We start from the raw sequence: 23352 nt of genomic DNA, 5'->3' as shown, positions 1-23352 counted from the left end.
CCTTTCGGAGAAAGGTCATCCTGATCTAGCGGGAACGCTTGAGATGGCGCTCCGCAAAGTTAGCCAAGAAGAAATCGCAAGGGAGCGTCATCGTGGCGGACGGCGTCAGGAAAGACGAAGAGTTTTCGGGCACAAGGCCGGTCGAGGAGCGGCATCGCATCGATGAGATGCGCCTCGACGGCTGGCTGAAGGAAAACGTCGAAGGCTATCAGGGTCCATTGACCGTCCTGCAGTTCAAGGGCGGCCAGTCCAACCCGACCTACCGGCTCGATACGCCTGATAGGTCCTACGTGATGCGGCGCCGGCCGTTCGGCAAACTGCTGCCGTCGGCGCACGCGGTCGATCGCGAATTTCGTGTCATCGCCGCCTTGAGCAAGCAGGGCTTTCCGGTCGCCAAGGCCTATGCGCTATGCACCGACGACGGCGTGATCGGTTCCGCCTTCTACATCATGTCGATGGAAGAGGGCCGGGTGTTCTGGGATCCCACGCTGCCGAGCCAGACGCCGGATGATCGTCGAAAGATATTCACCAGCAAGATCGAGACACTCGCGCACCTGCACGTGTTCGATCCGCAGGCGATCGGGCTCGGCGATTTCGGCAAGCCCGGCAATTATTTTGCGCGGCAGGTCGATCGCTGGACCAAGCAGTACCGCGCCTCCGAAACCCAGCACATTCCGGAATTCGAGAAGCTTGCCGAGTGGCTGCCGAAAACCGTGCCGCCGCAGCAACGCGTGTCGATCGTCCATGGCGACTACCGCCTCGACAACATGATTTTCCATGCCAGGGAACCGCGGGTTCAGGCGGTGCTGGACTGGGAATTGTCGACGCTCGGCGATCCCATGGCCGACTTCACCTATCTGTTGATGCAATGGACCATGCCGGGTCTCGCCAATGCCGACCTCAAGGCGCTGAACATTCCGAGCATGGAAGAGGCCGCACAGATCTATTGCAATGTGACCGGCACGGCGGTGCCCGATCTGAACTGGTATTTTTCCTACAATCTGTTCCGCCTTGCCGGAATCACCCAGGGTATCGCGGGCCGGATTCGCGACGGCACCGCCGCCAACGCCAAGGCGCTGGAGTCGGCCAAGCGCACCGTGCCGCTGTCGCAGGCTTCCTGGGAATACGCGCAAAAGGCGGGGGCGAAGTGAGACAACGGCGGTGCGATCCATTCGGGTCGCACCGGGCGTGGGGCTTTGTAGCTGTTCCGTCACGCCGCCTTTGGCCGCTCTCCCGGCGGTGGCCGTTCGGACGAAGCTTTGCGGGAAATGTCGTCCGTTTCGCTGTCTTGATGAAAGCGGTCGTCCAGGCGGCTATTGATGACATCCCAGATCTGACGCAGGCGTCTGACGTGAAGATCGTCTCGAATGTAGGAAACGACTGCGCCAAGCAGGTCCTGCTGGTCCAGTATGCATTCAGTTCCTTTCGCTCCATCCTGCGGTGGCCATTTGGCAGCCGCCACGGCTGCTTGGGGATCTGTACCCAGAAGAATGCGCACAAGCCGTTCGCGTAACCACGCATTCTCTAGGCAGCGCTCCAGATCGAAGATTGTGCGGACATTTATCTCTCGCAAGGCGATGGTTCGAGCAGATCCGACCGCCAGAATAAGTTGAGCCTGCGCGACCCAGTCGATAACCTCATAGAGTCCATACGGTGTTTCCACGAAGATCTGGATAGGGTTTATCGTCGCCAGGTTTTGCACGTCCTCTATTTCGAATTCGCCAAGGCGAAGCTTCATGAAGGGATCGATTCCCAAAATCATGTCGAGAGGCAGTTCCTCTTGAAGTACCTTGCTCGCCGGACTTACGCGTCGCAGGCGAATCCAGGGAAATTTGGCGATCAGTGCGCTCAAGAACATGTCGGGGACAAAGCCGATGACGAAGGCGGCGCCGATCTCCAATTGTGAACCGAGTTGAGCCAGAATGCCGCTCTGCGCAGCGGCGGCGCTCACGAACAGCGCGAGCGTTACGTGCAGAAACGAGACAAAAAATGAAATCGGGGATAGGTCGAAGTTTGCTATTCGCCGAACAAGATATTGTATTGTCCAGACATAGCTGCTCAGGAATGCGTAGGTTACCACACCCTGCCAGCCCTCGGGCCGCGCGTAATAGCTGAGCTTGTCAGCTCCGCGCGGTGAAAATGCGAACTCAAAGCACAAGAACGTCAGTAGGACGTAGACCGCCACGGGAAAGACGTAATACCGGATGGAGTTGGCACTGATCCCGACATCGGCTCGATCTGGATTTGAAGCTGGGTCGTATTTGTATTTTACGAGTTCGAACGATGGCAGAATGATCGGATGGCCGTCGTGCTTCGCAAACTGGAACAACCTTTCAAGATCGACCACTATCTCGTGACGAGCGGCGCGCACATTTAAGCGGCCGACGTACACACCGATTGGGACGAGTAGGCTGAACATGGCTATGGCGAGCCCGCGAAGAATGTCGTCATTGAGAAAATGGGTCATGAGTATTCGCCTTGCTATCGGGACGTCATCGACGTCCTCTCTGCCTTCCCGACGCTCAAAGGTAGGCGTCCGCGGCGTGCAGCTGCGATCTACTCGTAAGCAGCAATCGTGCTTTGATGATTAAACGATTGGTGCCTACACCTCGTGACTGCACACCCATCGTGGGCCGAAGAGCGTCCCGGGCACAATTCCCGGCAAAAAGTCTAGAATTGCAATTCCAGAAATATGTTATCCGATTAGTCAACCACAGATGGACGGAGTACGCAAGCGCCTAACGCCTAAACCGGTTCCCCCGCATACGGCGTCAACGCAGTCCGTGCGGCTGGCCGGGACGCTTCAGCGGATTGAGCCGGCCGATCGTGTCCTGCGTACCGCGCTCCTTGGGCGCGGTCGAACACCGGCTTGGTCATGCCGGCTTTCGATCAGGCCCGGGCACACCGCGGCGCGGGGCTGGTTAGAGAACATCCTCCACCTGATTGCCGCTCACGTCCGCCGATTGCGCGACGACGCTCCCGGGTTGTGCTGCTTGCGCAATGTTTCGGCCGAGAGACGAACCACTTCGGAAATTTCCATGAGCTGTCGGGCCAGCGGACTGGTCTTGCGCCAGATCATGCCGATGGTTCGCGACGGCTGCGGTTTTTTGAAGCGCGTGACCGACACCGACGCCGAGCGGGTCTCCACCGCCACGGCCATTTCCGGGATCAAGGTGACGCCGATGCCGGCGCCGACCATTTGAACGAGGGTGAACAGCGAGCTTGCGTCCAGCACCTCGCGCGGCGGCGTCGACTGCATATTGCAGAACGACAGCGCCTGATCGCGAAAACAGTGTCCCTCTTCGAGCAGAAGCAGCCGCATTTCGCGCAGGCTTTCGCTTGAGGGCGCCGGCGTTCCCTCATCCTCGCCCGGCCGCACCAGCAGAAAGTTTTCCGCAAACAGGGCGACCTCGGTAAACGAAGGTTCGGAAACCGGCAGCGCGACGATGGCGGTGTCCAGCCGGCCCTCCGCGAGTTCCTGTATCAGCTTCGGCGTCACCGTCTCGCGGATGTGAATGTCGAGTTCGGGATGCATCCGGGTCAGGTTCCCGATCATCGTCGGCAGCAGATAGGGGGCAATGGTCGGGATCATGCCGATGCGCAGCCGGCCGTCGAGCCGGTCCCGCGACGCCCGCGCGAAGTCGCCGAGTTCATCGACCGAGCGCAGGATGTCGCGGGCGCGCTGGGCGACCTCTTCGCCGAACTTCGTCAGCCGGACCTGCCGCGCGCCCCGCTCGAGCAGCACGCCGCCGAGCGCTTCCTCGAGTTCCTTGATCTGCATCGACAAGGCCGGCTGCGAGATCGCGGATGCTTCGGCGGCGCGTCCGAAGTGGCAATGACGTGCCAGTACGTCAAAATAACGCAGCTGTTTGAGCGTAATGTGACTCATCAAAATATCTTATTGCAGCGATCATAAGAGTCAACTTTACCTGATCGCTTGCGTTGCGTAGAAACAGGGGAGAGGGTGGAAAGCATCAAGACCACCACCGAAGGAGGCGAATATGGATGACAAGACCAAGTGCCCGTTTCCAGGCGGGCAACCCGCACCGAGCAACCGTGACTGGTGGCCGAAACAACTGGATCTGGGAATCCTCCACCAGCAGTCCAACCTGTCCGATCCGATGGGCGAGGGATTCGACTACGCGAAGGAATTCAAGAGCCTCGACCTCAATGCGGTGATCAAGGACCTGCATGCCCTGATGACGGACTCGCAGGAATGGTGGCCGGCCGATTTCGGCCATTACGGGCCGCTGTTCATCCGCATGGCGTGGCACAGTGCAGGCACCTATCGCATCGGCGACGGCCGCGGCGGCGCCGGAGCCGGCCAGCAGCGTTTTGCGCCGCTCAACAGCTGGCCTGACAACGCCAACCTCGACAAGGCGCGCCGGCTGTTGTGGCCGGTCAAGCAGAAATACGGCAAGAAACTCTCCTGGGCCGACCTCATGATTCTCGCCGGCAACGTCGCGCTGGAATCGATGGGCTTCAAGACCTTCGGTTTCGCCGGTGGCCGCGCCGACGTCTGGGAGCCCGAGCAGGACGTCAACTGGGGTCCCGAAGCCAAGTGGCTGGACGACAAGCGCTATGCCGGCGACCGCGAGCTGCAGGGGCCGCTCGGCGCCGTGCAGATGGGCCTGATCTACGTCAATCCGGAAGGGCCGAACGGCAAGCCGGATCCGCTCGCGGCAGCCCGCGATATCCGCGAGACGTTCGCGCGCATGGCGATGAACGACGAGGAAACCGTCGCGCTGATCGCCGGCGGCCACACCTTCGGCAAAACCCACGGCGCCGGCGATGCGACGCTGGTGGGCCCGGAGCCGGAAGCCGGTGAAATCGAGCAGCAGGGCCTCGGTTGGGCCAGCAAATATGGCTCGGGCAAAGCGGGTGACGCGATCACCTCGGGTATCGAGGTGATCTGGAGCAAGACGCCGACGAAGTGGAGCAACAACTTCTTCGACAATTTGTTCAACTACGAATGGGAACTGACCAAGAGCCCGGCCGGTGCTCATCAGTGGACGCCGAAAAACAGCGCCGGCGCAGGGACCGTGCCGGATGCGCACGACAAGTCGAAGCGTCACGCGCCGTCGATGCTGACCACCGACCTCTCGCTGCGGATCGACCCGGCCTATGAGAAGATCTCGCGGCGCTTCCACGCGCATCCGGATCAGCTCGCCGACGCGTTTGCCCGCGCCTGGTTCAAGCTGACCCACCGCGACATGGGTCCGATCGTGCGTTATCTCGGCCCGCTGGTTCCGAAGGAGGAACTGATCTGGCAGGACCCGATTCCCGCGGTCAACCACGAACTGGTTGGCGAGCAGGACATTGCGGCGCTGAAGGCGAAGATACTGGCATCCGGTCTCTCCGTTTCGGAGCTGGTCTCGACCGCCTGGGCGTCGGCATCGACGTTCCGCGGCTCCGACAAGCGCGGTGGCGCGAACGGCGCACGCATTCGTCTCAGTCCCCAGAAGGACTGGGACGTCAACCAGCCGGCTGAACTTGCGAAGGTGCTTTCGAAGCTCGAAGGCATCCAGAAGGAGTTCAACGCTGGGCAGAAAGGCGACAAAAAAGTCTCGCTCGCCGACCTGATCGTTCTCGGCGGCTGCGCCGCGGTCGAGAAGGCGGCAAAGGACGCAGGATCCGACGTGAAGGTGCCCTTCACGCCGGGCCGCATGGACGCCTCGCAGGAACAGACCGATGCCCATTCGTTTGCTCCGCTCGAGCCGACCGCCGACGGCTTCCGCAATTATTTCCGCGGCAAGCACCCGATGTCGCCGGAAGAGCTGCTGGTGGACCGCGCGCAATTGCTGACGCTGACCGCGCCCGAGATGACGGTTCTCGTCGGCGGTCTGCGTGTGCTCGGCGCCAATACCGGCAAGTCCAAGCACGGCGTCTTCACTACGAAGCCGGGCACGCTGACCAACGACTTCTTTGCCAACCTGCTCGACATGCGCACGCAGTGGCATCCGTCCGCGGGTTCCGAAGGCGTCTACGAGGCCCGCGACCGCAAGACTAACGCGGTCAAGTGGACCGGCACCCGCGCCGACCTGATCTTCGGCTCGCACTCGCAGCTGCGGGCGCTGGCGGAAGTCTATGCCTGCGCGGACTCGAAGGAGAAGTTTGCCAAGGACTTCGTGGCGGCGTGGACCAAGGTGATGAACCTCGATCGCTTCGATCGTGCCTGATTCCGCCGAAACGATCTTCGCGGGCTGCTAGGCCAGCAACAGGAAATCAGGGCGGCGCTTCAAAGCAATTTGAACGCCGCCCTGACGTTATGCCGAAACGGATTATTGCGTGATCCCGTAGACCAGCACGCGTTTCGATGCTGCCAAATGATTTCATGGCCGCCCCTTTCAGCGTGAATATTCAAGTAAGGTTATGTTGAAGCGCGCTTTTCGGAGCGCCGGGCGGTGCGCGTGCTATCGTGGCGGCGCAACGGGAATGGCGGCGGTAGGATGAACGGAAAACTAATTGCGGTCTTCGCGGGTGTGTTCATCGTGGCCGCGTCATGGGTGCCGCTATTGATTGTCGAAGCGTATGATCGCTATGCGATGCCGGTCGGGCTCGGCCTGTTTGCTCTTGCCGGCAGCTTTGTCGGCGGCGTGATCGCCCTGGTCGGGGCAATCAGGCTTGTGATCCACGCCTCACGCGCTTCAAGGACGCGATCCTGATTTGCTCAAATACATTCGCCGTCCCTGCGTGCTGTCGTCGACGAGGTGATTGAGCAGGGCAGCCACTTCCGCTCTTGGCATCAACCGAGAGTGCATGCGCGATTGATTGACTTGCCACGGCACGAAACTAGGGTTGGCGCCGTAGCGAAGGGAATGAATCGCATGAATTTGCCGATGAGCTGGAACGAATGGGCGCAGCACGACGGCGTGGCGCTGGCCGCGCGCGTCAGGAAAGGCGACCTGACGGCAACCGAATTGGCAAGTCAGGCGGACGCAGCGATCGCAAAACTCAATCCGGCGCTGTCGGGAGTGGTCGAAATCTTCGAGGACGCGATCGCCGATCCCGGCGGGGCCGGCGCCAATCTCGCGGGGCCCTTTGCAGGCCTGCCGTTCCTGATGAAGGATCTGGGCCCGACGATGAAGGGGCGTTTGCAGGAAATGGGCTCGCTGCTGACGCGCGGCAATCGCGCCACCGCCGACACTTTCCTGACGGCGAAGATGCGCGAGGCGGGGCTCAACCTGATCGGACGGACCACCACACCGGAGTTCGGCGTTTGCAGTTCGGCGGACAATCCCGCCGTCTACGTGACACGCAACCCGTGGAACACGGACTACACGACATGCGGATCGTCGGCCGGCAGCGCCGCCATGGTCGCGGCCGGCGTCGTACCGATCGCGCATGCCACCGATGGCGGCGGTTCGATCCGCATTCCGGCCGGGGTCAACGGCAACATCGGGCTGAAGGTTTCGCGGGGCGTGTTCTCGCTCGCGCCGCAGCTTTCGGATTTATCGGGGCTGGTATCGATCCAGGGCTGCCAGTCGCGTTCGGTTCGCGATACGGCGGCCTTCGTGGATGCGTGCCGGGGCCCTGCGCCCGGCGAATTCATGCCGTTCTGGACCTCACCGGAGCCTTACCAGGATATGATCAAGCGCGATCCGCGACCGCTCAAGATCGCGCTCTCGCACCAATGGGGCGACTATCGGGCGACACCGCAGATCGCTGCCGAGCTCGAACGGGTAGGGCGGTTCCTCGAAGGGCTTGGCCACCGCGTGGATTACGCGTTGCCGGCGGTCGACTATCCCGCCGCCTTTGACGCCCAGACCACCTGCTACATCAGCAATTTTGCGGTCGTGATCGGCAACATGCTGGCGGCACGCGGGCTGGACAGCCCGCCGGCGCATCTTGTTGAGCCTGTCAACATACGGATATGGGAAGCCGGCCGGCACATTTCGTTTGCCGAGCGGGCGCGCATGCAGGCGGTCTTCAACACCACATCCCGCGGCTTCGGGGCCTTTTTCGAGCAGTGGGACATCATCCTGACGCCGATCACCGCGCTGCCGACGCCGAAGGTCGGCACGACAGAATATTTGACGATCTCGGACAATCCATCGGTGCTGGATTGGTTCGGCAATCTATGGCGCAATTTCGCCTTCACGCCGCTCGCCAATCTGTGCGGGATTCCCGCGATCTCGCTGCCGATGGCGCAACATGAGAACGGCCTGCCGCTTGGCATCCAGGCCCAGGCAAAGCAGGCCAATGACGGGCTGCTGCTGCAGCTCGCGGCGCAGATTGAACGCGCGATCGGCGGCCAATGGAACGCCGGACGGAGGCCCGGGATGCACGTGACGAATGGCTGAATGGCCGTCGCGCCCGATCGCGGGCGCGCCATCTTTTGCTCGCCTCGCAATATGGTCTAGAACGTCGGCATGTCCAAAGCTCCAATATTGAACACGCCGCTGCCGTTTGACGAACTGGCCGAAGCCATTACGCGCCGCCGCTCCGTCTACGGTTACATCAGCGGACTGCGGCTCGACCGCGCCGCTCCGGGAGAGGCCTGGTCGAGCCTGCCGTACCGCCCCGTCTTCGTCGGCGACACCGCGACGGGCGTTCTTCACGGCGGCGTCGTCACCGCCATGCTCGACGAGAGCTGCGGCATGGCCGTCCAGATCGCGCTCGACGGCACGCGCGCGATCGCCACGCTCGACCTGCGCATCGATTACCAGAAGCCGGCAACGCCCGGCCTCGACATCAAGGCGCATTCGGTTTGCTCCCGCGTCACCCGCTCGATCGCCTTCGTGCGCTCGACGGCCTACCAGGAATCCGAGGACGATCCGGTCGCCACCGCAACCGCCTGCTTCATGATCGGCGCCAACCGGACCAACATGCTGACGGACGAGCGGTTGAACGACGGCGCGCCGCCGGCGCTTGAAGCGCCGGCGGATCCGGCCGGCCCGTTCGCCAACAGCCCGTTCGCACGTTGCCTCGGCATCCGCATCGGCGACGATGACACGCTGGTGATGCCGTTCTCGCCAAAGATCATCGGCAACCCGATGCTGCCCGCCATCCACGGCGGCATGACCGGCGCCTTCCTCGAAACCACCGCGATCGTCGGCGTGACGCGCGAACTCGGGGTGGCGCCGCCCAAGCCGATCGGCCTGACGATCAATTATTTGCGCTCCGGCCGGGCGCTTGACAGCTACGCCAGCGTGTCGATCGTCAAGCAGGGCCGGCGCGTCGTCGCTTTCGAGGCGCAGGCCTGGCAGGACGACCGGACCAAGCCGATCGCCTCGGCGTTCGGTCATTTCATGCTGAGACAGATGCCGGGCGCGGATGAGGAATAGGCGTGTTCACGCGCGCGCTCGCCACGGCAAACTTTACGCGATTTTGCGAGCCAATTTTTACCTTCGTGCGCGATGAAGTTGGACCTTCTCCCAAGCCGGCGTCCTGCATGCAACTTCGATCATTCATTTTATCTGTATTGTTCATGATCGCCTTCGGGTTGCCTGCGATCGCACAGTCCGAACGTGCGGCGCTCGTCGATTTCAACAATGGCGACAAGCGTTCAGATGGCACGGTCGCGTGGCGCACCGAACAGGTGAAGACCTCCGATGGCCGTGACGATCTCGCGATCCGCGCAGATGTCGATATCCCCGGCCGCAATTTGAAGCTGACGATGACGCTGCGCCGCAATCTCGATCCGTCCGTACCGGCGAGCCACTTGATCGAGCTGACCTTTACTGTGCCACCGGATTTCATCGATGGCGGCATGGGCGACGCCTTCTTCATGTTCCTGGGGCCGAAAGAAATGTCGGTCGCGGGGGGTGGGCTGTTGGGAAGCTCGTTCAAAACGCGGGTGGACGGGCAGTACGTGGAAGCGTTGTCCGACAAGCCGGACGATATCTGTCGCAACCTGGCTGCCCTGAACGAGAACGCCTGGTTAGCCGTCTATATCAATGGTGCGAAACGCAAACCGGGTGTTTTTCGCCCCGCCGTGTCCGATCAGAGCCTCTGGTTCAGCAAGGGAGAGGCTGGGCAGCGGGTATTTGATGCCGCATTTGCCGCGTGGGAAAAGACATCTGAGGCGGGGGCTAGAAGCACGGTTTGCCATCCAAGCTGATCGCATCGCGGACTTTCGTGCTGGGCGAAATCGGTGAATCCGCCGCCCTTGCAGGACTGCAAATGACGGCGTGACTGCCCGACGGGCTTGTCCGGCAATCGATCGGCCTGCGGCGCAGGAATTTTCGCCGAAAAATCACTTGCGCGTAGAAACTAATTTATCGAACCGGATCAACGTGATTTGCGCTGTCCAGACCTCCCCAGAAAAATTTTCCGCTTGTGCCGTCGGGCAAATCAGTGATTTGACTCCGCCCGTCTCACCCGACAAGAGGGGCGGCTCGCGATCGTCACGAAACGCGCGGTGGGATGCGGTGGACGCGAAAGCTGCGACTGACGAGCGTGGCCGATGCGGACGGCGAAGTCGTGTGGTCCTGACGCCCCGACGCCGGCGTCAAGTCGTGCGGAAGTATCCGCATGGCGACGGTGGCAAGAAAGCCCGGTCGCCGGGGAGAGCGCGAAGTAAGCCGTAAAACCATTGCGCAGGGAATGTTCAGGCACAAAAACTATAGATAAATCAACGCGATGAGGCGGGTGTGTTCACCGTTGTGTCGCGATCTGGTGAAGCGATTGATGTTGCAAAAATATTTTTTCAGCGAGGCCGCTGATGCGTTTCGCGGCCGTGCCGGGTGTCTGGTGCCGGGGACCTCGACCGAACGCATGGGCGCGGCCTAAGGGCGGACTAAACAAGCGTCTGCTTCAATTCCGCAGGCACGTTTACGGCAAACGCTCCCCGCATCGAGGTGGTCAGGCAATCCTGCTTCTCGACTGCCAAAAGATCGTTCGATGGGCAGAGGTGGCGGACGACGCGGGAGCTGAACATAGGCTTCTTGAGATATTCAAGCAGCTGGCCGGACGGTATCCGTTTGGCAACCGCATGCGCTCCGCCAAGAGCCGCCGTTGATGCGTCGGCGCGCTCGCCGCTGATTGGTGCGGCGACGCGCGTCCCCGTGGAGGTGCATCTACTTCGCACACGGAAACTGATCCTGCAAAGCGAAGAGCAATACTGCGCCCGGAGCAAAGTTGCCGACGTTGGGTGTTTTCTTTAGGAAGCTGTCGAGAATGGCAACATACTGAGCATCGACTAGCCCCAGCGTATTAGGCGGACAGAATAGCGGCTGGTGACTGCTGCTGGCGAGGCTGGCATTAGAAACCGAGAACCCATCAGTGATACCTTTTATGTAAACTCGGAGCAGCAGGATATCTCCGCCTTGCTGATATCTCGTAACCATATCCTGCGCGCTTTTGAACTCGTTCGCCTCCGCGTGCGCCCACGTTGGGGCTGCCAAGAGCAGCGCCACTGCTGCCATCAACGTTTTCCTCGTGCACCCGGTCATGGTCAGCCGGCAGTGTCTCAGTTTGAGTTTTTGCATGGGAATACCCGCATATTGACCACTAGTATTCCATAGCCGAACGGAGCTTCTGCTAATTTTGGCGAATCCTCTATCTCGCGTCGTAGCGTTTCGATTATTTGATTGCCCGTCAGCACAAACTTATCGGGAACACAATAAAGGCGCGCTTCGTGGCGCGAGGTGTCTAAATAAGTATTGGCCCACGAAAAGCCGTTCTCGGTCTGAGAAATAAGCATTTCAATGAACCGTCGATTATCAGCAGTGCCATCGTCATAGTCTTTCAAGAGTTGTTTGACCGTCATTTCAGCTTTCGCAATGTTTGGATTGAGCGCTATTGCGATCGCGGTAGCCAAAGCAAACATCCAACGCCCCATATTCGCTCCCTCGTTTTTGGTTTGCAGCTATGGCATGCCTAGCGCCAACCACGCCGTACAAAAAGTGTGTTGTGGAAATGCCCCGCGAAATTCAATCTGAGACACTACCGCTCAGCCCCCATGCTTGACGCTGGGGCATTGAGGGCCTTCTCGGGCACTTGGCAACCGACGGGTGCCGTTATCCCCGGAATTTCCGACGTCGATCAGGCCCTCGCGCTTGCGGAGGCCGCTGGTGCGTCGGCGCGGTCGCCGCTGTGTTGGTCGGCCGACGTCGATCGCGCGCATGGGCGGGGCGGGCTGCGAAGGCTCAATATGCGGCACAGCTTAGATCGCGGGCCACGTCTTGCCTGATAGGTAGGCTTCGTGGGCTTGGTTCACCGAATCGATGCGAGCACCGAGGTCGCGAAGTTGTTCGCGCAGCTGGTCCATCGCAGTCTCACCTCCGATGAACGTCAGAAAATCCCGCACAGCGTAGAGCGCGAGATGACCGAGCGCGAACAAAGGTTGCGGACGCGGACGGCCCCAGTCAAGGTTCGGTGTGAATCCGCCGTTCTCGTCGGCCTCCAGATGGAATTGATACAGGTCATGCCATGAACCGTGCACGTTGTGGGACATGCCGCCAAACATCGCCCGATACGCCTCGCCGAAACCGATGGCTTCCGCCTTCTGACGCAGGTTCTTCCCGCCCCATGGGGTTCTGTCCTTCAGGTCAACATCGTCGAGCGTGAGACCAGCGATCCGCGCCGCTCGCTCGATCGACTTGAGCATGCGTTGCTCAATGTGAAGGATGTCTCCGCCACGGTCTTGGATATTCGCTTGGATTTTGTCGCGCAGGCCGCGCTCGTGCCGTAGAGAGTGGCGGACGAACGAATCGACCAGCTCGGGGGCAAAGTTCGCGATCAGATAGCGAGCATTGACAATGGTCTCAAACGCGAGGCGGCTGAGGATCGTGCTGGTCTCGTAACGCTTTTGTACAATCTGATCGAGGTACGAGGAGAGTAATTTTGACAGCCGGACCATGTTGCCGCCGACGGCGGCCTGATCACGAGTCCATGCTGGTGCCGACCCGAGTGTGCATGCCGCCACGCAGACATAGGACGTCACTTCGCGCAGCAGCTCAGACGCGAGGATCATGAAGTCCCACTCGCGCGTGTAGGCGGCAATCGCGGCTGGGTTCACGGCCACTCGCTCGATGACCGGAAATGGCCCTTCCGATGCGGTCATGAAGTCTATTTCTTTTCAGTCAAGCAGCCAAAAAATCAGGGGAAGCCACAGCAGTGCCGGAAAGACCAGCACGCCAACGACCGTTGCAACGTCCACCGCCTTGTCCAGTTTAGGATTGGCGAGCCACCATAACGATTTTTGCGCAGCCGGCGGCTCTGTAGGATTTTTCACCGAAATCGGAGGCAATAGGTTCGCACGCCAAACAGCAATGCGAAAGCTCATCACATGCCACACTGCCTTCGTGCTGAGATAGGTCCAGTACGCAGCGAACGCACCCAGTGGGACTGTCAGCCACGGACTAGTGCCGCGCGTCACCAGAATCGTCACGAGGGCCACGATTGCGGCACAATAGGCAATCCGCGACCACCTCATAAGGCATGCTGCTTCGTCGTCACGAGAAGTGCTGTGACCATCCCCACCACGATCCAGTACGGGCCGGGGATCAGAACCCCATCCAGCGAGAGGCTAAAGCCGGACCAAAGCATGAGGCCGAACGCGGCGATCACAAGAACCAGAGCAATTGCGCCAATGCCGGCCAGATCAAGCGCCCTATATTTCTTTTCCCGCCGAGCTAGCCACGACCCAAAGAAGGTTGCTGTTCCGAAGAAGCCCAACGCTGACGCCGCCAGCGCGCTAACACCAACCGACAAAGATGACCTGAACATCACCTGCCCAGCGGTCAGGATCGAGATCAAGCAATATACCAGCGTCAATAGCCCCCGCATCGTCGGCCCCCAGTTGCGGCGATGGCTTGCAGAATGGTCGAAGATTGCGTCGGGCGCAACCTTAGAGAGCTGGGGCTATCCCCACATTTCGGAAGCATGGCCCATTTAGGGCCTTGATCGCGCGGCGATGGCCGTGCGGTGACGGTGCTCGACGCATTTGCGTCGCCTCCGTTGTGCCCGGCACGCCATCCACCGCAATCTGTAGCGGCTTGCCTGTCCCGCGCGGCCCGGCGCATCTTCTCGCTATGGGGAGCAAATCACGCGAGACCATTTACGGCGCATCGGTCCGGGCGGCGGCAGAGCGGGCGGCGGAAGCCCGCAAGGATGCCGACCGGCTCGCCGTCGCGGCTTGGAACAAGCGCATGCTCGGCTTCCAGGGACCGGCCCAGCCGTCGCCGACCCTGGGCGACGCGCTCAATGCCGGTTACGGCTATCTCGAAGTCCGCTGCCTGGGCTGCGACACGCACCAGACCGTTGCCCTCGACACACCGGTCAGCGCAGCCATCTGGTCGCGCTGCGACCGACGAAGATTTCAGCCGACGATCCGCCGTCAACCTGGTGACACAAACCAAACCCAACATCTACAGCACCACGGACCAAGAGGCCATTCATCGTGACAACTGGGCCGACACACTTGAACGACGCGCTTCATGGCGAGGCGGAGCGTCTACTGACTGTCGCGAAAATTTGGAAGCTGGGCAACTTCGGATGGCTGAATGCATACGATGCCGACCCCGATCTCATCGGACATGCGCAATGGCAAACAGACCCGCCAATCGACAATCCAATGGTCTTCAATGCGCGTGGGACACACAAAGCCGCGCAACCCGAGCCGCCGGAATGGCTGAGGACCATTGCTATTGCTGGCGCAGACTTCGAAGGATTGATGGAAGCCGCGCGAATGTCGATGGGGCTTTTGTTACTGTCAATCGATGCAGCGAGAGGGAAGGATTTTGTCAACGACGCGTTTTTTGATCTTCACCGCATGAGTGCGCTGATATATCTCGCGACCGCAACGGAACGTCTTCGCGAATTGTTCATTGCCGCCGCGTTCAGGCAGGGACAGGAAGACTATAATAGATCCAAGGACAAGGTTCATGGGGAGCCTCGCAGGAAGTTTTCATCACCCTTCATTGAGGCCGCCGACAAATTCACAAACTGCGGATGTCTGTCTAAACTGATTGCTCTCGCTCCTGACATCGTCAAGATGCGCGACGAAAGGAACATTTTGGTACATGAGATCGCTACTGAGATCGCGCAACGTGAGCGCCAATCCCATGCGCAACAAAGTGGACCACCTCCGCCGACCGTCGAAAACTTCCAAGCGCTTCAATCGATGCGCGCCGCTCTTCGTGAGAGGTTCGCTAGAGAACGCGAAACCGCAATCCAAAATCTGTCCGACCGCTATTCACTCTTGGTGCGTGTCAGCAACGAAATCTTCGAGTTCGAAAACTACGTTCGTCGCCGACCATGAAACGTGCGCCGCCGATCCGGGGGATCGCGAAGCTGGCGCGGTTCGCGGTGCGCGTTGAACCGGAGCAAGATCAATCGAGATGCTGTTCTCCATCGTCAATCGCTTCGACCGGTAGGAAGTCTCTGATGGAAACGACCCGTAAGGTGACGCAAGCTCAAATCGATTTTGGGCGACGGCTTGGTCTTGAGCTTTCGGAAAAATCGATTGGGGTCGCGCATGCACTGATACAGGATGCAATACAGCGGAGCTTCTTTGGCAAAAACGACTTGGGTAGTCCGACCTCAAAGCAAATCGAGCTAGCCATGAAGTTCGGCTTCGATATCCGCCACGAAACGAGGGGCGTTGGCGACGCCGTCATCGCAGACATTATGGACGGTTTGAATTGCCGTGGGATAGTTGAGCAGAGACTAGCGGTGGGTGTTCGAGTTCGAAACAAGCACGATACCCTAAATCGCGAATGGGTCATTTCGTCAATTTCTGCCGATGGTACGGTTTACTTTAAAGGTGGGAATGGTGCTCGCGCATGGGCACGTAGCTTAGTTCGAATAACGACGGGTGAGCAGTAGTTGAAATGTGCAATCTCTATTCGATCACCACAAACCAAGAGGCCATCCGCGCCCTATTCCGCGTGATCAATCGCTACGTCGGCAATCTCGGGCCAATGCCGGGCGTGTTTCCAGACTATCCGGCTCCGGTGATCCGCAACACCGACACCGGCACCGAGATGGTGACGATGCGTTGGGGCATGCCGCCGCCACCCAGGACCGGCGGCCCGCCTGTCACCAACATCCGCAACACCTCGTCGCCGCACTGGCGCGGCTGGCTCAGGCCCGAGAACCGCTGCCTTGTGCCGTTCAACAGCTTCGCCGAATACGCACCGGAGCCCAACCCGGAGACCAAGAAGAAGGACGTGGTGTGGTTCGCGCTCAACGATGAAAGGCCGCTGTTCGCCTTCGCTGGCATCTGGGCCGAATTCAAGGGCGACCGTGGCACAAAGTCGAGGCGGTCCGAAGGCCGGGAGCGGCCTGCGTTCGGGACGCAGGGGTCGAACCGGGGCCGCCTCAGCGGCCCTTGGGAACGTCGATAATAACCCCCGACCCACAATTAACCCCGACGGACAGCATTGGCATTTTGAATGCGCCGTAATCAACTATGATGACACTAGCGCCGCCATCACAAATCAGGCCCCCGCTCACGCGATTGAGTTCATCCTCAGTCAGGGCACGGACTTCCATCGATGTATTGATCGTCGTGGTCATGATCGTACTTCTCCAATTCGGGTTTTGACGGCGACAGCCACTACAGCGAGGGCGGCCCCACCTTACAATCAACAGCGCTGGCCAGGATCGGGATTTTGAATCCGTTGATATTGAGTATGCAGACGCTATAGCCGACCTGACAATCCATACCCCCGCTCACGCGATTGAGTTCATCCGTAGTCAACTCTCGGACTTCAACTGGCATCGATGTGTTGATCGTCGTGGTCATGATCGTACTTCTCCGGTTCGGTTTTGCTTTGCTTTGCTTGGGGGCGATGACATCGCTCATCCCAGGCGCATCAATTTTGCTCTAACGGCCGATTTCGTACTGTGACGGCGATCACATTAGCTGCGGCCCTTCGAGGCGATTGGCGAGTCGGCCGCGCCGAGGCTTCCATAGCCGATGATCGACCGCGAAAAATTCCCGCGACCTGCCGGGACCGCATCTGGTCTACGGCTTTCTCACGACATCGCCGAATGCGGTGGTCGAGCCGATCCATCCGAAGGCGATGCCGGTGATCCTGACCACCGACGAAGAGCGGGACGTTTGGATGCGCGCACCGTGGGACGAGGCGAAGGCGTTGCAGCGGCCGTTGGCGGATGATGGGCTAATGATGGTTAGGCGCGGTCCCGATAAGGAAGACACCGCGCTACTGGCTTAAGGCGGGTAGATTTTCCGGTCAAAACCTTGGTAAGGTTAGGGCTCGGCTGGGGGCCATAAAATGAAAACTCTGAGATCGTTGATTGTCGTCGTGCTATTGCCGAGTGCTGCATTGGCAGCGTTGACGAATACGGAAAGAAAATCTCAGTTTGAGAAGGCAATGGCATCCATCATTGCTGCGACCGCGCCGACCGTGTTCGGTTTTGTTCGAGAAACGCTGATTAAGGACTACATCGCCTGTAAGTCCAACAAGGCGCAAGCGGTCGAGCTTGTGCACGCTTCCTATTTCCGCTCCTGCGAGCATGAAGACGCCTCGGTTGCCGGGGGAACGCGCCCAGGAAGCCTGCCAACTGCGGTACGGCAAGCCGTGTGCCTTGCTCGCGGTGAACGAAGAAATAGCGGCTGAAGGCGAACTGACTTCGAAGGACATGCCACGCTTACATTATGCGGGCAGGTATGACGTTTCGCAAATCCCAATAATCCGTGCGATTACAAGGCGGCGTCCCGATGTGCAAAGCTATGACTTGGCGATGGAGCCGAAGGCGATGGCGATACACCCATGGGGCAAGCTGTTCATATCGGCGGGCGATCCGACTCTAAAGGATGCGCAAGCATCCGCACTGGCGAAATGCAACAGCGATCCCGCTCGAAGCGGGAGGGATGGCGGTTGCTATATTTACGCCGCCAACAATGACGTGGTGATCGGCGAGCGCCGAATGTCGCCGAAATGATTAGTCTTCAAACCATCAATAGCCCAATTTCGTTTCGCGCGCCCTTGGATGAGGCCAAGGCGTTGCAGCGGCCATTGCCGGATGATGCATTGAAGATCGTCATGCGCGGGACTGACAAGGAAGATCGGGCGGCGGCGTGACGCATCGAGAGCCAGCAATGGGGGCGAGCCGACGTCTGGTTTCAGGGGCAAAGCGGAAGTGCCCCGAACCGACGGCGACTTCCGGTTTTGACCCATACCGGAAGTCATAGCCATCTCGTCGAGTGGCCTAAGGGAGAACGCAAGACGCGAGCAGCTATCGCAGAATTATTGAGTTGACCCTTGTGGCAGCGTCATCGAACGGCCACGCTCGGCTGTACGGGCCGCTCTGGGGAACTGTTCAGCGGTGAGCGGCGCGGCGCGGCCCAACAGGTGCTCTAATATGAGTGCGTTCACCTCGGCCGCGCGGTTAATTGGCGACATGTGGTCGGCATAGGGAATCGTGCGGTGCCGAGCAAGAGGAATTGCTTCGGCAAGAAGCCGAGTTATTAGGCGCGACGGCGCGGGCGAGTGCGTGCCGCACAAAATGAGTGTGGGGACGTCGATGTCTGCATAAGCTGTCAGCGGCGTGTTATTATCTTCAATAAGACTCCAGAAGTGATGTGCAACGTGGACGGCGACCTGCGCAAACTGAGCTTTCTTTTCGTCGGACAGGATGTCCCAACTATTGACGCCGCCCCAGTAGGTTATGAAGGTTTTCATGGCCGTTAGGTAATCGCCGCAGATGACTTCGCGGCTGACGGCCTCCGCTACTGCTCGGATCTCATCGATGTATTGGGCGTCCAGTCCCTTCAGAAGGTGAAAGCAGCTCGGCTCGATAAGCGTGAGGGAATGCAAGCGTTCAGGGTGGCTCAATGCAAACTGGAGCGCGACAGCACCACCATAGGAATGGCCGACGAGATGGAAGGGGGCACCATCGGGGCAAACGTCCTGAATGGCTCTCGCTTGCTCCGAAAGGCGCAGCGGACCGGAGCCATGCCAGCGGTGCTGGTTGCCATGACCCCAAAGATCGATCGGCAGGGGTTGGAAGCCGACGAGCTGCTCCGAGAGCGATCTCCATTGCCGCGCGGAGCTTGCCGAGCAGTGAACCAAGACAACGCGCTCACCGCTAGCCGGCTTTTCCATCAGCATCGTGTCCTCCTCTTTGGTTTGGTTGGTTTGGCAGGCGACGATGATGGGCCGAGTGCGCTACAGAAGAATTTCGGTCATCGGGAATAGCGTTACATGTGTAACGAAGTAGCGCGCTGCACGGCCGCAACGCCCTTGATCGACTAGTGGTCGACGCGACTGTCGCGGTCCTGACCGAGCCCTCGAGGCGGGGAAGGACTCATGCTTTGACGGGGCCGTTCGCCCTCACCTGGCCGGAAGTCGCCGCTCGCCAGACCCACGTACTCCAGCGACCGATTCACTACGAAGCAGTATCGATCGAGGAACGGCGCGCACGGCTTGAGGCGGCCGGTCTCGCTCCATGGCGCGTCGAACTTCTTCTTGGACTCGATGATGTCAACCGATCGAATCTCTATGCGACGCCGACGGATACCGTTCGACAACTGACCGGCCACCCGCCGTTAGCATCGAAGAGTGCATCGACCGCAACCGCACAACGTTTTCTTGAGCTCACCGGCCCTCCGATCCGGCCTTCGTAAGGGCGATGGGCGCGCCTACGAGGTCAGGTATCGGCACTTTGCGGACATGCCGACCGCCGCGACGAATGTCGGCTTTCGGAGGCAAAGCGGACTTCGGGCCATTGGCGGGAGGGAAGCTGGCAAACAGCTTATGCGCGCTCGCAATCAGCGGCCCGGAAAGTGGCGGCGTTCTCGATGACGCGCTGCCACTGCCTACGGCGGGCACGCTCAACGGCGACTGACTTGCGCGCCTGCACATCCGAGATGATCTCATCGATCTCCGGCCCCTCCAGCGTGCGCTTCATACGCAACACAATAGACAGCACCATCACGACATCGCCGTAGGGCATCAACAGATCACGTGCGGCGGCACCGCAGAACGCGAGAAACGCCGCAATCGCTTCTTCGCTGTTGCAGATCAACAGGGCCAGTGCGCGAGCCTGCCGGAGATCGTCGGCGGGCGCGGCTGGCTCACCGTCGAGCACCATGCGTTCCGCCGCCTGACCGGCGAGCAACTCAATACATTTGTCATAGACGCTGCCGAAGACATCGGCCACGGGACGACGATCTTCGCCCGCTTGCGGCATCATCGGACGAAGCACGTCCCGAACGTCTGACGCGTCCCCGCGACCTTCGGCGAACGCCTCCGTGTGGCCGATTCCCCAACACAGGCCCTCATATCCACGGGCAGTGTCCGGGTTCACGGTCATGCCGCCGACCTCTTGTCCGAGTAACCGGGACGCGAGAGCATGCCCAGCCTCGTGGGTGGCGATACGTACATCCTGGTCGAACGAGCGGCCGATTGAGGCGAGGAGTTCGTCGTATTCATCGACCTCCACGTCGAGGCCGCTGCCGTTGTCGGTCGTGCCCAGTCCGACGCAGGCAGCGGCCTCCATCCCGGCGCGAGAGGTCGCAGGCTGGGCGTTGCCTTTCTCAGCCGGATTTCCTTTAGACATTACCAAGTACCTTCTTATGGCGGCGGTACATGCGCGCACGGATAGCGGCGACGGCGCTGTCGCCAGGCTGCGGCATGGCGCGGGCGATCATCTCGGCCACGGCGGCCGGGATGCGGTCTTCATGTTTGGGGTCAATGATGACCCAACCATCCACGCGATGTGTGATGCGGTGAGGCTCCCAGCCCGGCGGTGCGGCTTTCCTGCTCACAGGCGCGGCTCCTCAATCGTGAGCATCCGCGCCTCTGCGCTGCGGTCGAGCACGGTGAAGTTGGCTTCGCGCAACACCGGGTCGGGCTCCATGTGCGGCGCACCGGTCGGCTCCTCGGTGGCGTCGAGGTCGATGACATCAGGCGCGTTGGGATTGAAGTCGCTGCCGCGCGCGCCACGAAGCTGGGCGCGGCGCGGATCAGCAACGGACACGGCAACGCCATGGCGCAATGCACGCTGTGCCGTGGTCACCGGCATGACGGCATCTTCGTATTGGCCTACGAACCGCGCACGGCCATCATGGTCGCGATATTTCGCGCTGCGCAACATGAACACGGCCTGCGTCGGCGGCACCGGCTCGACCATCGCAACAGGCGCGGGCTCCGGCTTCGGCGCTGGGATCGGAGCGGCCCCATCGCGGATCGCGGTGACCGTGCCACGCAGCTCCTGCAGAGCGAAAGCGCCAGCGACCTCGACCTGCGATGAAGTGTTGCCAACAAAGCGAGCCATCTCGCCGGCCTCGTAATGATGGTGGACGTGCTCAAGGGCGACGACAAGGCGGCGAGCAGACTCCAGGTAAGGCGACAAAGCCAGCTCGACGGCGTCGAGATCGCGCGCGAGCTGCTCGCTCGCCGTCTTGCGCTCGATAGCGGCGCGCTCGGCGGCGATCCGCTGCGCGGCGTCGGCGATCTGCCCCTGCACCTCGCCGAGGGCATCGGCGTAACCGTCGCGCGTCATAGCGCAGGCGGCGACCGCCGCCTCCAACTTCGCGCGAGCCTTGTCGTCGGCATCGAGATCGGCTTCGAGGTGGTGACGCTGGAGCTTTGCTTTGGCGTCACCGAACGCCGCGTCCGCTGCCGCATGGCGGCTGCTCAAGGTCTCGGCGCGTGCGCGCAACGCCGCGAGTTCGGTTTCGAGTTTTTCCATAGGAGTTTTTTTTCGGAAAAATGGTGCCATGGCACAACGTTACTGACTGCAAAGTGATTTGCGAAGGCTCGACCTGTGGCGTGCGCCAACAGCACGAGCGATTGTTGTGGCGCGCGCCAAAAACGAGGTAGGTCCATGGAGGTAATATGCTGCCCGCTTCTGATGAAATTCTCACCACGCTCTTCTTCCGGCATCGTTTCTGTAGGTGTATCGTTCAGCCGCTTGTTGGAAGCCGCCAGAGGGGACGTGCCGAGGTCCCGGTTGTTTAGCGGCAGCGTCAGAGCCAGCGGCGGGCACTGAGCCTCAAGGAACCAGATTACTTTTGGCGGTTCCTACTGCACTCGATGGATCGTGTGCGCTGGCACACGCGTTTAGAGGAGGTTTCTATGGACAAGCGTTTTATGGTTGCGGTTGCGTGTTCCACGCTCAGCTTGGTCAGCGCAAGCGGATTTGCGCTTGCGGAAACGGTCGGGCGGTATGAATGCAGTGTTATCGGCGCGCCAAGCCAGGAGCCCATCGGCGACCGTGATGGGCATCGGCTCACCAATGTCCAATATTCTTGCCTTGGCGTGGAGGGCCTGCTGAAAGGCGCAGTGTTCACGGGGTCTTCGATCAGTGAGTGGGATGGTTCTCAAGGAACGTATTTGACTGCTGGCGGAATTCACCGGGCCTCGGGGGGATTAGCGGTCAGCCAACTCACCGAGGGTAAAGGGTCCGTTGTTATGAAAGATGGCAAGCCTGCCGGTAACGAGGTCTCCGGAAAAGGGGTGTTCAAGTTCGCTTCCGGCACACTTGCCGCACTCTCAGAGAAGGCCATCAAATTCGAAAGCAAGCCGATAGGCGTTGGTCGATTTAGCCTCGAATATACCGCTGACAGTGAGTCGGGTGCTGTCGGCATGGGCCGGAAATAGCGTCCGCGCGGCGCGGTGATGGCCTCGTCGACCAGCGGATGCTCCCGTGAGGGTTGCGAACCCCTGATCTCAAGACAGGGCACCGCGTTAAGCGGCATCGGGTGGTGCTTCGGAGCAATGGCGGTCCGCACGCTCCGCCAGCTTAAGCGGCTCCTGTGGCCGCGCCCACCCTTCATATTTTCGCGCCCGCTCCTCGGCGCGCTGCCGCACAAGCGGACCGCGACGCTTGTCGATCTTGCCCTGCTCAAGATCGTCGATCAGTTCCGATTTGCCCACCATCCAACGGCCCGCGAACTTGATCCCAAGCGGGCGCTTCGTTCCGGCGGTCAGCTCGCACTGCTTCCGGATTTTTTCGTCGCTGCACTCGGCGATGTCGGCCGCTTGCTCCAAGTTCAACAAATCGCCACGGAGAATGCGAGCGACCACACCGCCTTCGCTTTCACGCTGGCGCACTCGGATGGCTAGATCAGCAGCGTCGGCGGCGAGCCTCGCATGCTCGGCGGCAAGCCGGTCGAGTTCGGCAGCGAGCGATTTCTGATCGTCGGTCATTTGGCCTTCTGTTTGCGGCAATTTTGTTTCATAAATATCAATCCCCTTGAAATATTCTGTCGCTAGTCACCCCAAGGGCGCGAGCGCGACCCGCATATGGCCGACCCGCTGGAAGAACCTTTTCGATTGCCAAGGCGCACTGCCAAGCGGCCAGTCCCCCGCGACCGGCATTCTGGCCGGAGAAACCCTGACGCCACTGACGCCGCTGACGCCATTTTCGGTTTGACGCCACACGCGCGCGCGTAAGCGACTAAACCGGAAAACGCGTCAGCGCCGTCAG

The 23352-nt window shown here is 60.5% G+C and carries 26 protein-coding genes and 4 pseudogenes; 15 read left to right on the top strand and 15 right to left on the bottom strand.

What is annotated here, in order from left to right; genetic code table 11:
* Positions 1–92: 92 nt before the first annotated feature.
* Positions 93–1151 carry a phosphotransferase family protein gene (locus NL528_RS28170; protein ID WP_309177676.1) on the top strand — a complete coding sequence of 353 codons (1059 nt, stop codon included), beginning with the start codon at positions 93–95 and terminating at the stop codon, positions 1149–1151.
* Between the two features lie 59 nt (positions 1152–1210).
* Here the strand turns inward: NL528_RS28170 and NL528_RS28165 are convergent, their stop codons facing one another.
* The 3 genes and pseudogenes from NL528_RS28165 to NL528_RS28155 all read right to left on the bottom strand — a co-directional run bounded on the left by NL528_RS28165 (position 1211) and on the right by NL528_RS28155 (position 3889).
* On the bottom strand, positions 1211–2467 hold the full coding sequence (locus tag NL528_RS28165) for a hypothetical protein (protein ID WP_309177675.1): 1257 nt from the start codon (positions 2465–2467) through the stop codon (positions 1211–1213).
* Positions 2468–2777: 310 nt separating this feature from the next.
* Positions 2778–2908: pseudogene (locus tag NL528_RS28160) on the bottom strand (oxidoreductase); the annotation flags it as partial.
* 42 nt (positions 2909–2950) lie between these two features.
* Positions 2951–3889, bottom strand: coding sequence for a LysR substrate-binding domain-containing protein (locus NL528_RS28155; RefSeq protein WP_309177674.1), 939 nt, complete (start codon positions 3887–3889; stop codon positions 2951–2953).
* 112 nt (positions 3890–4001) lie between these two features.
* Between NL528_RS28155 and katG the strand changes: the two genes are divergently transcribed.
* The 5 genes from katG (at position 4002) to NL528_RS28130 (ending at position 10063) form a co-directional block, all read left to right on the top strand.
* Positions 4002–6179, top strand: coding sequence for a catalase/peroxidase HPI (gene katG, locus NL528_RS28150; protein ID WP_309177673.1), 2178 nt, complete (start codon positions 4002–4004; stop codon positions 6177–6179).
* Between the two features lie 270 nt (positions 6180–6449).
* Positions 6450–6665 (top strand): hypothetical protein, encoded by a 216-nt coding sequence (locus NL528_RS28145; RefSeq protein ID WP_309177672.1) that lies wholly within the window; start codon positions 6450–6452, stop codon positions 6663–6665.
* Between the two features lie 162 nt (positions 6666–6827).
* The gene (locus NL528_RS28140; protein ID WP_309177671.1) at positions 6828–8303 is read left to right on the top strand and encodes an amidase; all 1476 of its coding nucleotides are present in this window, start codon (positions 6828–6830) and stop codon (positions 8301–8303) included.
* A gap of 69 nt (positions 8304–8372) precedes the next feature.
* Positions 8373–9287 (top strand): PaaI family thioesterase, encoded by a 915-nt coding sequence (locus NL528_RS28135; protein ID WP_309177670.1) that lies wholly within the window; start codon positions 8373–8375, stop codon positions 9285–9287.
* A gap of 2 nt (positions 9288–9289) precedes the next feature.
* Positions 9290–10063, top strand: a complete 774-nt coding sequence (locus NL528_RS28130) for a hypothetical protein (RefSeq protein ID WP_309177669.1) — start codon at positions 9290–9292, stop codon at positions 10061–10063.
* Between the two features lie 958 nt (positions 10064–11021).
* On the opposite strand, the gene NL528_RS28125 is transcribed toward NL528_RS28130, so the two are convergent.
* The 5 genes from NL528_RS28125 to NL528_RS28105 form a co-directional block, all read right to left on the bottom strand.
* Positions 11022–11369 carry a hypothetical protein gene (locus NL528_RS28125; RefSeq protein WP_309177668.1) on the bottom strand — a complete coding sequence of 116 codons (348 nt, stop codon included), beginning with the start codon at positions 11367–11369 and terminating at the stop codon, positions 11022–11024.
* A 44-nt stretch (positions 11370–11413) separates the two neighbouring features.
* Positions 11414–11785 (bottom strand): hypothetical protein, encoded by a 372-nt coding sequence (locus tag NL528_RS28120; protein ID WP_309177667.1) that lies wholly within the window; start codon positions 11783–11785, stop codon positions 11414–11416.
* 324 nt (positions 11786–12109) lie between these two features.
* Positions 12110–13009 carry a DUF5677 domain-containing protein gene (locus tag NL528_RS28115; RefSeq protein ID WP_309177666.1) on the bottom strand — a complete coding sequence of 300 codons (900 nt, stop codon included), beginning with the start codon at positions 13007–13009 and terminating at the stop codon, positions 12110–12112.
* Between the two features lie 15 nt (positions 13010–13024).
* Entirely contained in the window at positions 13025–13336 is a 312-nt protein-coding gene (locus NL528_RS28110) for a hypothetical protein (RefSeq protein ID WP_309177665.1), read from the bottom strand.
* A gap of 41 nt (positions 13337–13377) precedes the next feature.
* Positions 13378–13704, bottom strand: a complete 327-nt coding sequence (locus NL528_RS28105; protein ID WP_309177664.1) for a hypothetical protein — start codon at positions 13702–13704, stop codon at positions 13378–13380.
* A 275-nt stretch (positions 13705–13979) separates the two neighbouring features.
* Between NL528_RS28105 and NL528_RS28100 the strand changes: the two are divergent.
* The 4 genes and pseudogenes from NL528_RS28100 to NL528_RS28085 all read left to right on the top strand — a co-directional run.
* Positions 13980–14296 (top strand): annotated as a pseudogene (locus tag NL528_RS28100) (hypothetical protein).
* A 72-nt stretch (positions 14297–14368) separates the two neighbouring features.
* The gene (locus NL528_RS28095; protein WP_309177663.1) at positions 14369–15208 is read left to right on the top strand and encodes a hypothetical protein; all 840 of its coding nucleotides are present in this window, start codon (positions 14369–14371) and stop codon (positions 15206–15208) included.
* 125 nt (positions 15209–15333) lie between these two features.
* Complete coding sequence (locus NL528_RS28090) at positions 15334–15774, top strand: hypothetical protein (protein WP_309177662.1); 441 nt, start codon at positions 15334–15336, stop codon at positions 15772–15774.
* A gap of 5 nt (positions 15775–15779) precedes the next feature.
* Positions 15780–16223 (top strand): annotated as a pseudogene (locus NL528_RS28085) (SOS response-associated peptidase family protein); the annotation flags it as partial.
* Between the two features lie 46 nt (positions 16224–16269).
* Here NL528_RS28085 and NL528_RS28080 read toward each other — a convergent pair.
* Together NL528_RS28080 and NL528_RS28075 are read right to left on the bottom strand one after the other, a co-directional pair.
* On the bottom strand, positions 16270–16467 hold the full coding sequence (locus NL528_RS28080; protein ID WP_309177661.1) for a hypothetical protein: 198 nt from the start codon (positions 16465–16467) through the stop codon (positions 16270–16272).
* 40 nt (positions 16468–16507) lie between these two features.
* The gene (locus NL528_RS28075) at positions 16508–16756 is read right to left on the bottom strand and encodes a hypothetical protein (protein ID WP_309177660.1); all 249 of its coding nucleotides are present in this window, start codon (positions 16754–16756) and stop codon (positions 16508–16510) included.
* A 193-nt stretch (positions 16757–16949) separates the two neighbouring features.
* Between NL528_RS28075 and NL528_RS28070 the strand changes: the two genes are divergently transcribed.
* The 4 genes and pseudogenes from NL528_RS28070 to NL528_RS28055 form a co-directional block, all read left to right on the top strand.
* Positions 16950–17129 carry a hypothetical protein gene (locus tag NL528_RS28070; protein ID WP_375143897.1) on the top strand — a complete coding sequence of 60 codons (180 nt, stop codon included), beginning with the start codon at positions 16950–16952 and terminating at the stop codon, positions 17127–17129.
* Positions 17130–17189: 60 nt separating this feature from the next.
* Positions 17190–17534, top strand: a complete 345-nt coding sequence (locus tag NL528_RS28065) for a hypothetical protein (protein ID WP_309177659.1) — start codon at positions 17190–17192, stop codon at positions 17532–17534.
* Complete coding sequence (locus NL528_RS28060; protein WP_309177658.1) at positions 17503–17859, top strand: hypothetical protein; 357 nt, start codon at positions 17503–17505, stop codon at positions 17857–17859. Before NL528_RS28065 ends, NL528_RS28060 begins: the two co-directional genes overlap by 32 nt.
* A 35-nt stretch (positions 17860–17894) precedes the next feature.
* Positions 17895–17999, top strand: a pseudogene (locus NL528_RS28055) (SOS response-associated peptidase); the annotation flags it as partial.
* Positions 18000–18164: 165 nt separating this feature from the next.
* On the opposite strand, the gene NL528_RS28050 reads toward NL528_RS28055, so the two are convergent.
* The 4 genes from NL528_RS28050 to NL528_RS28035 all read right to left on the bottom strand — a co-directional run bounded on the left by NL528_RS28050 (position 18165) and on the right by NL528_RS28035 (position 21612).
* Complete coding sequence (locus tag NL528_RS28050) at positions 18165–19028, bottom strand: alpha/beta hydrolase (RefSeq protein ID WP_309177657.1); 864 nt, start codon at positions 19026–19028, stop codon at positions 18165–18167.
* A 643-nt stretch (positions 19029–19671) separates the two neighbouring features.
* Positions 19672–20478, bottom strand: coding sequence for a hypothetical protein (locus NL528_RS28045; protein WP_309177656.1), 807 nt, complete (start codon positions 20476–20478; stop codon positions 19672–19674).
* The gene (locus NL528_RS28040; protein ID WP_309177655.1) at positions 20471–20686 is read right to left on the bottom strand and encodes a hypothetical protein; all 216 of its coding nucleotides are present in this window, start codon (positions 20684–20686) and stop codon (positions 20471–20473) included. The genes NL528_RS28045 and NL528_RS28040 overlap by 8 nt, the downstream gene beginning before the upstream one ends.
* On the bottom strand, positions 20683–21612 hold the full coding sequence (locus tag NL528_RS28035) for a hypothetical protein (RefSeq protein WP_309177654.1): 930 nt from the start codon (positions 21610–21612) through the stop codon (positions 20683–20685). The genes NL528_RS28040 and NL528_RS28035 overlap by 4 nt, the downstream gene beginning before the upstream one ends.
* Positions 21613–21998: 386 nt before the next feature.
* Between NL528_RS28035 and NL528_RS28030 the strand changes: the two genes are divergently transcribed.
* A complete protein-coding gene (locus tag NL528_RS28030) occupies positions 21999–22523 on the top strand; it encodes a hypothetical protein (RefSeq protein WP_309177653.1) in 525 nt (174 codons plus the stop codon).
* An 87-nt stretch (positions 22524–22610) separates the two neighbouring features.
* On the opposite strand, the gene NL528_RS28025 is transcribed toward NL528_RS28030, so the two are convergent.
* Positions 22611–23072, bottom strand: a complete 462-nt coding sequence (locus tag NL528_RS28025) for a hypothetical protein (RefSeq protein ID WP_309177652.1) — start codon at positions 23070–23072, stop codon at positions 22611–22613.
* Positions 23073–23352: the final 280 nt, after the last annotated feature.

The organism is Bradyrhizobium sp. Ash2021 (assembly GCF_031202265.1).
Lineage (GTDB): Bacteria > Pseudomonadota > Alphaproteobacteria > Rhizobiales > Xanthobacteraceae > Bradyrhizobium.
The sequence above is the reverse complement of the archived record's forward strand: the minus strand, read 5'-3'. Positions and strand labels throughout refer to the sequence as shown.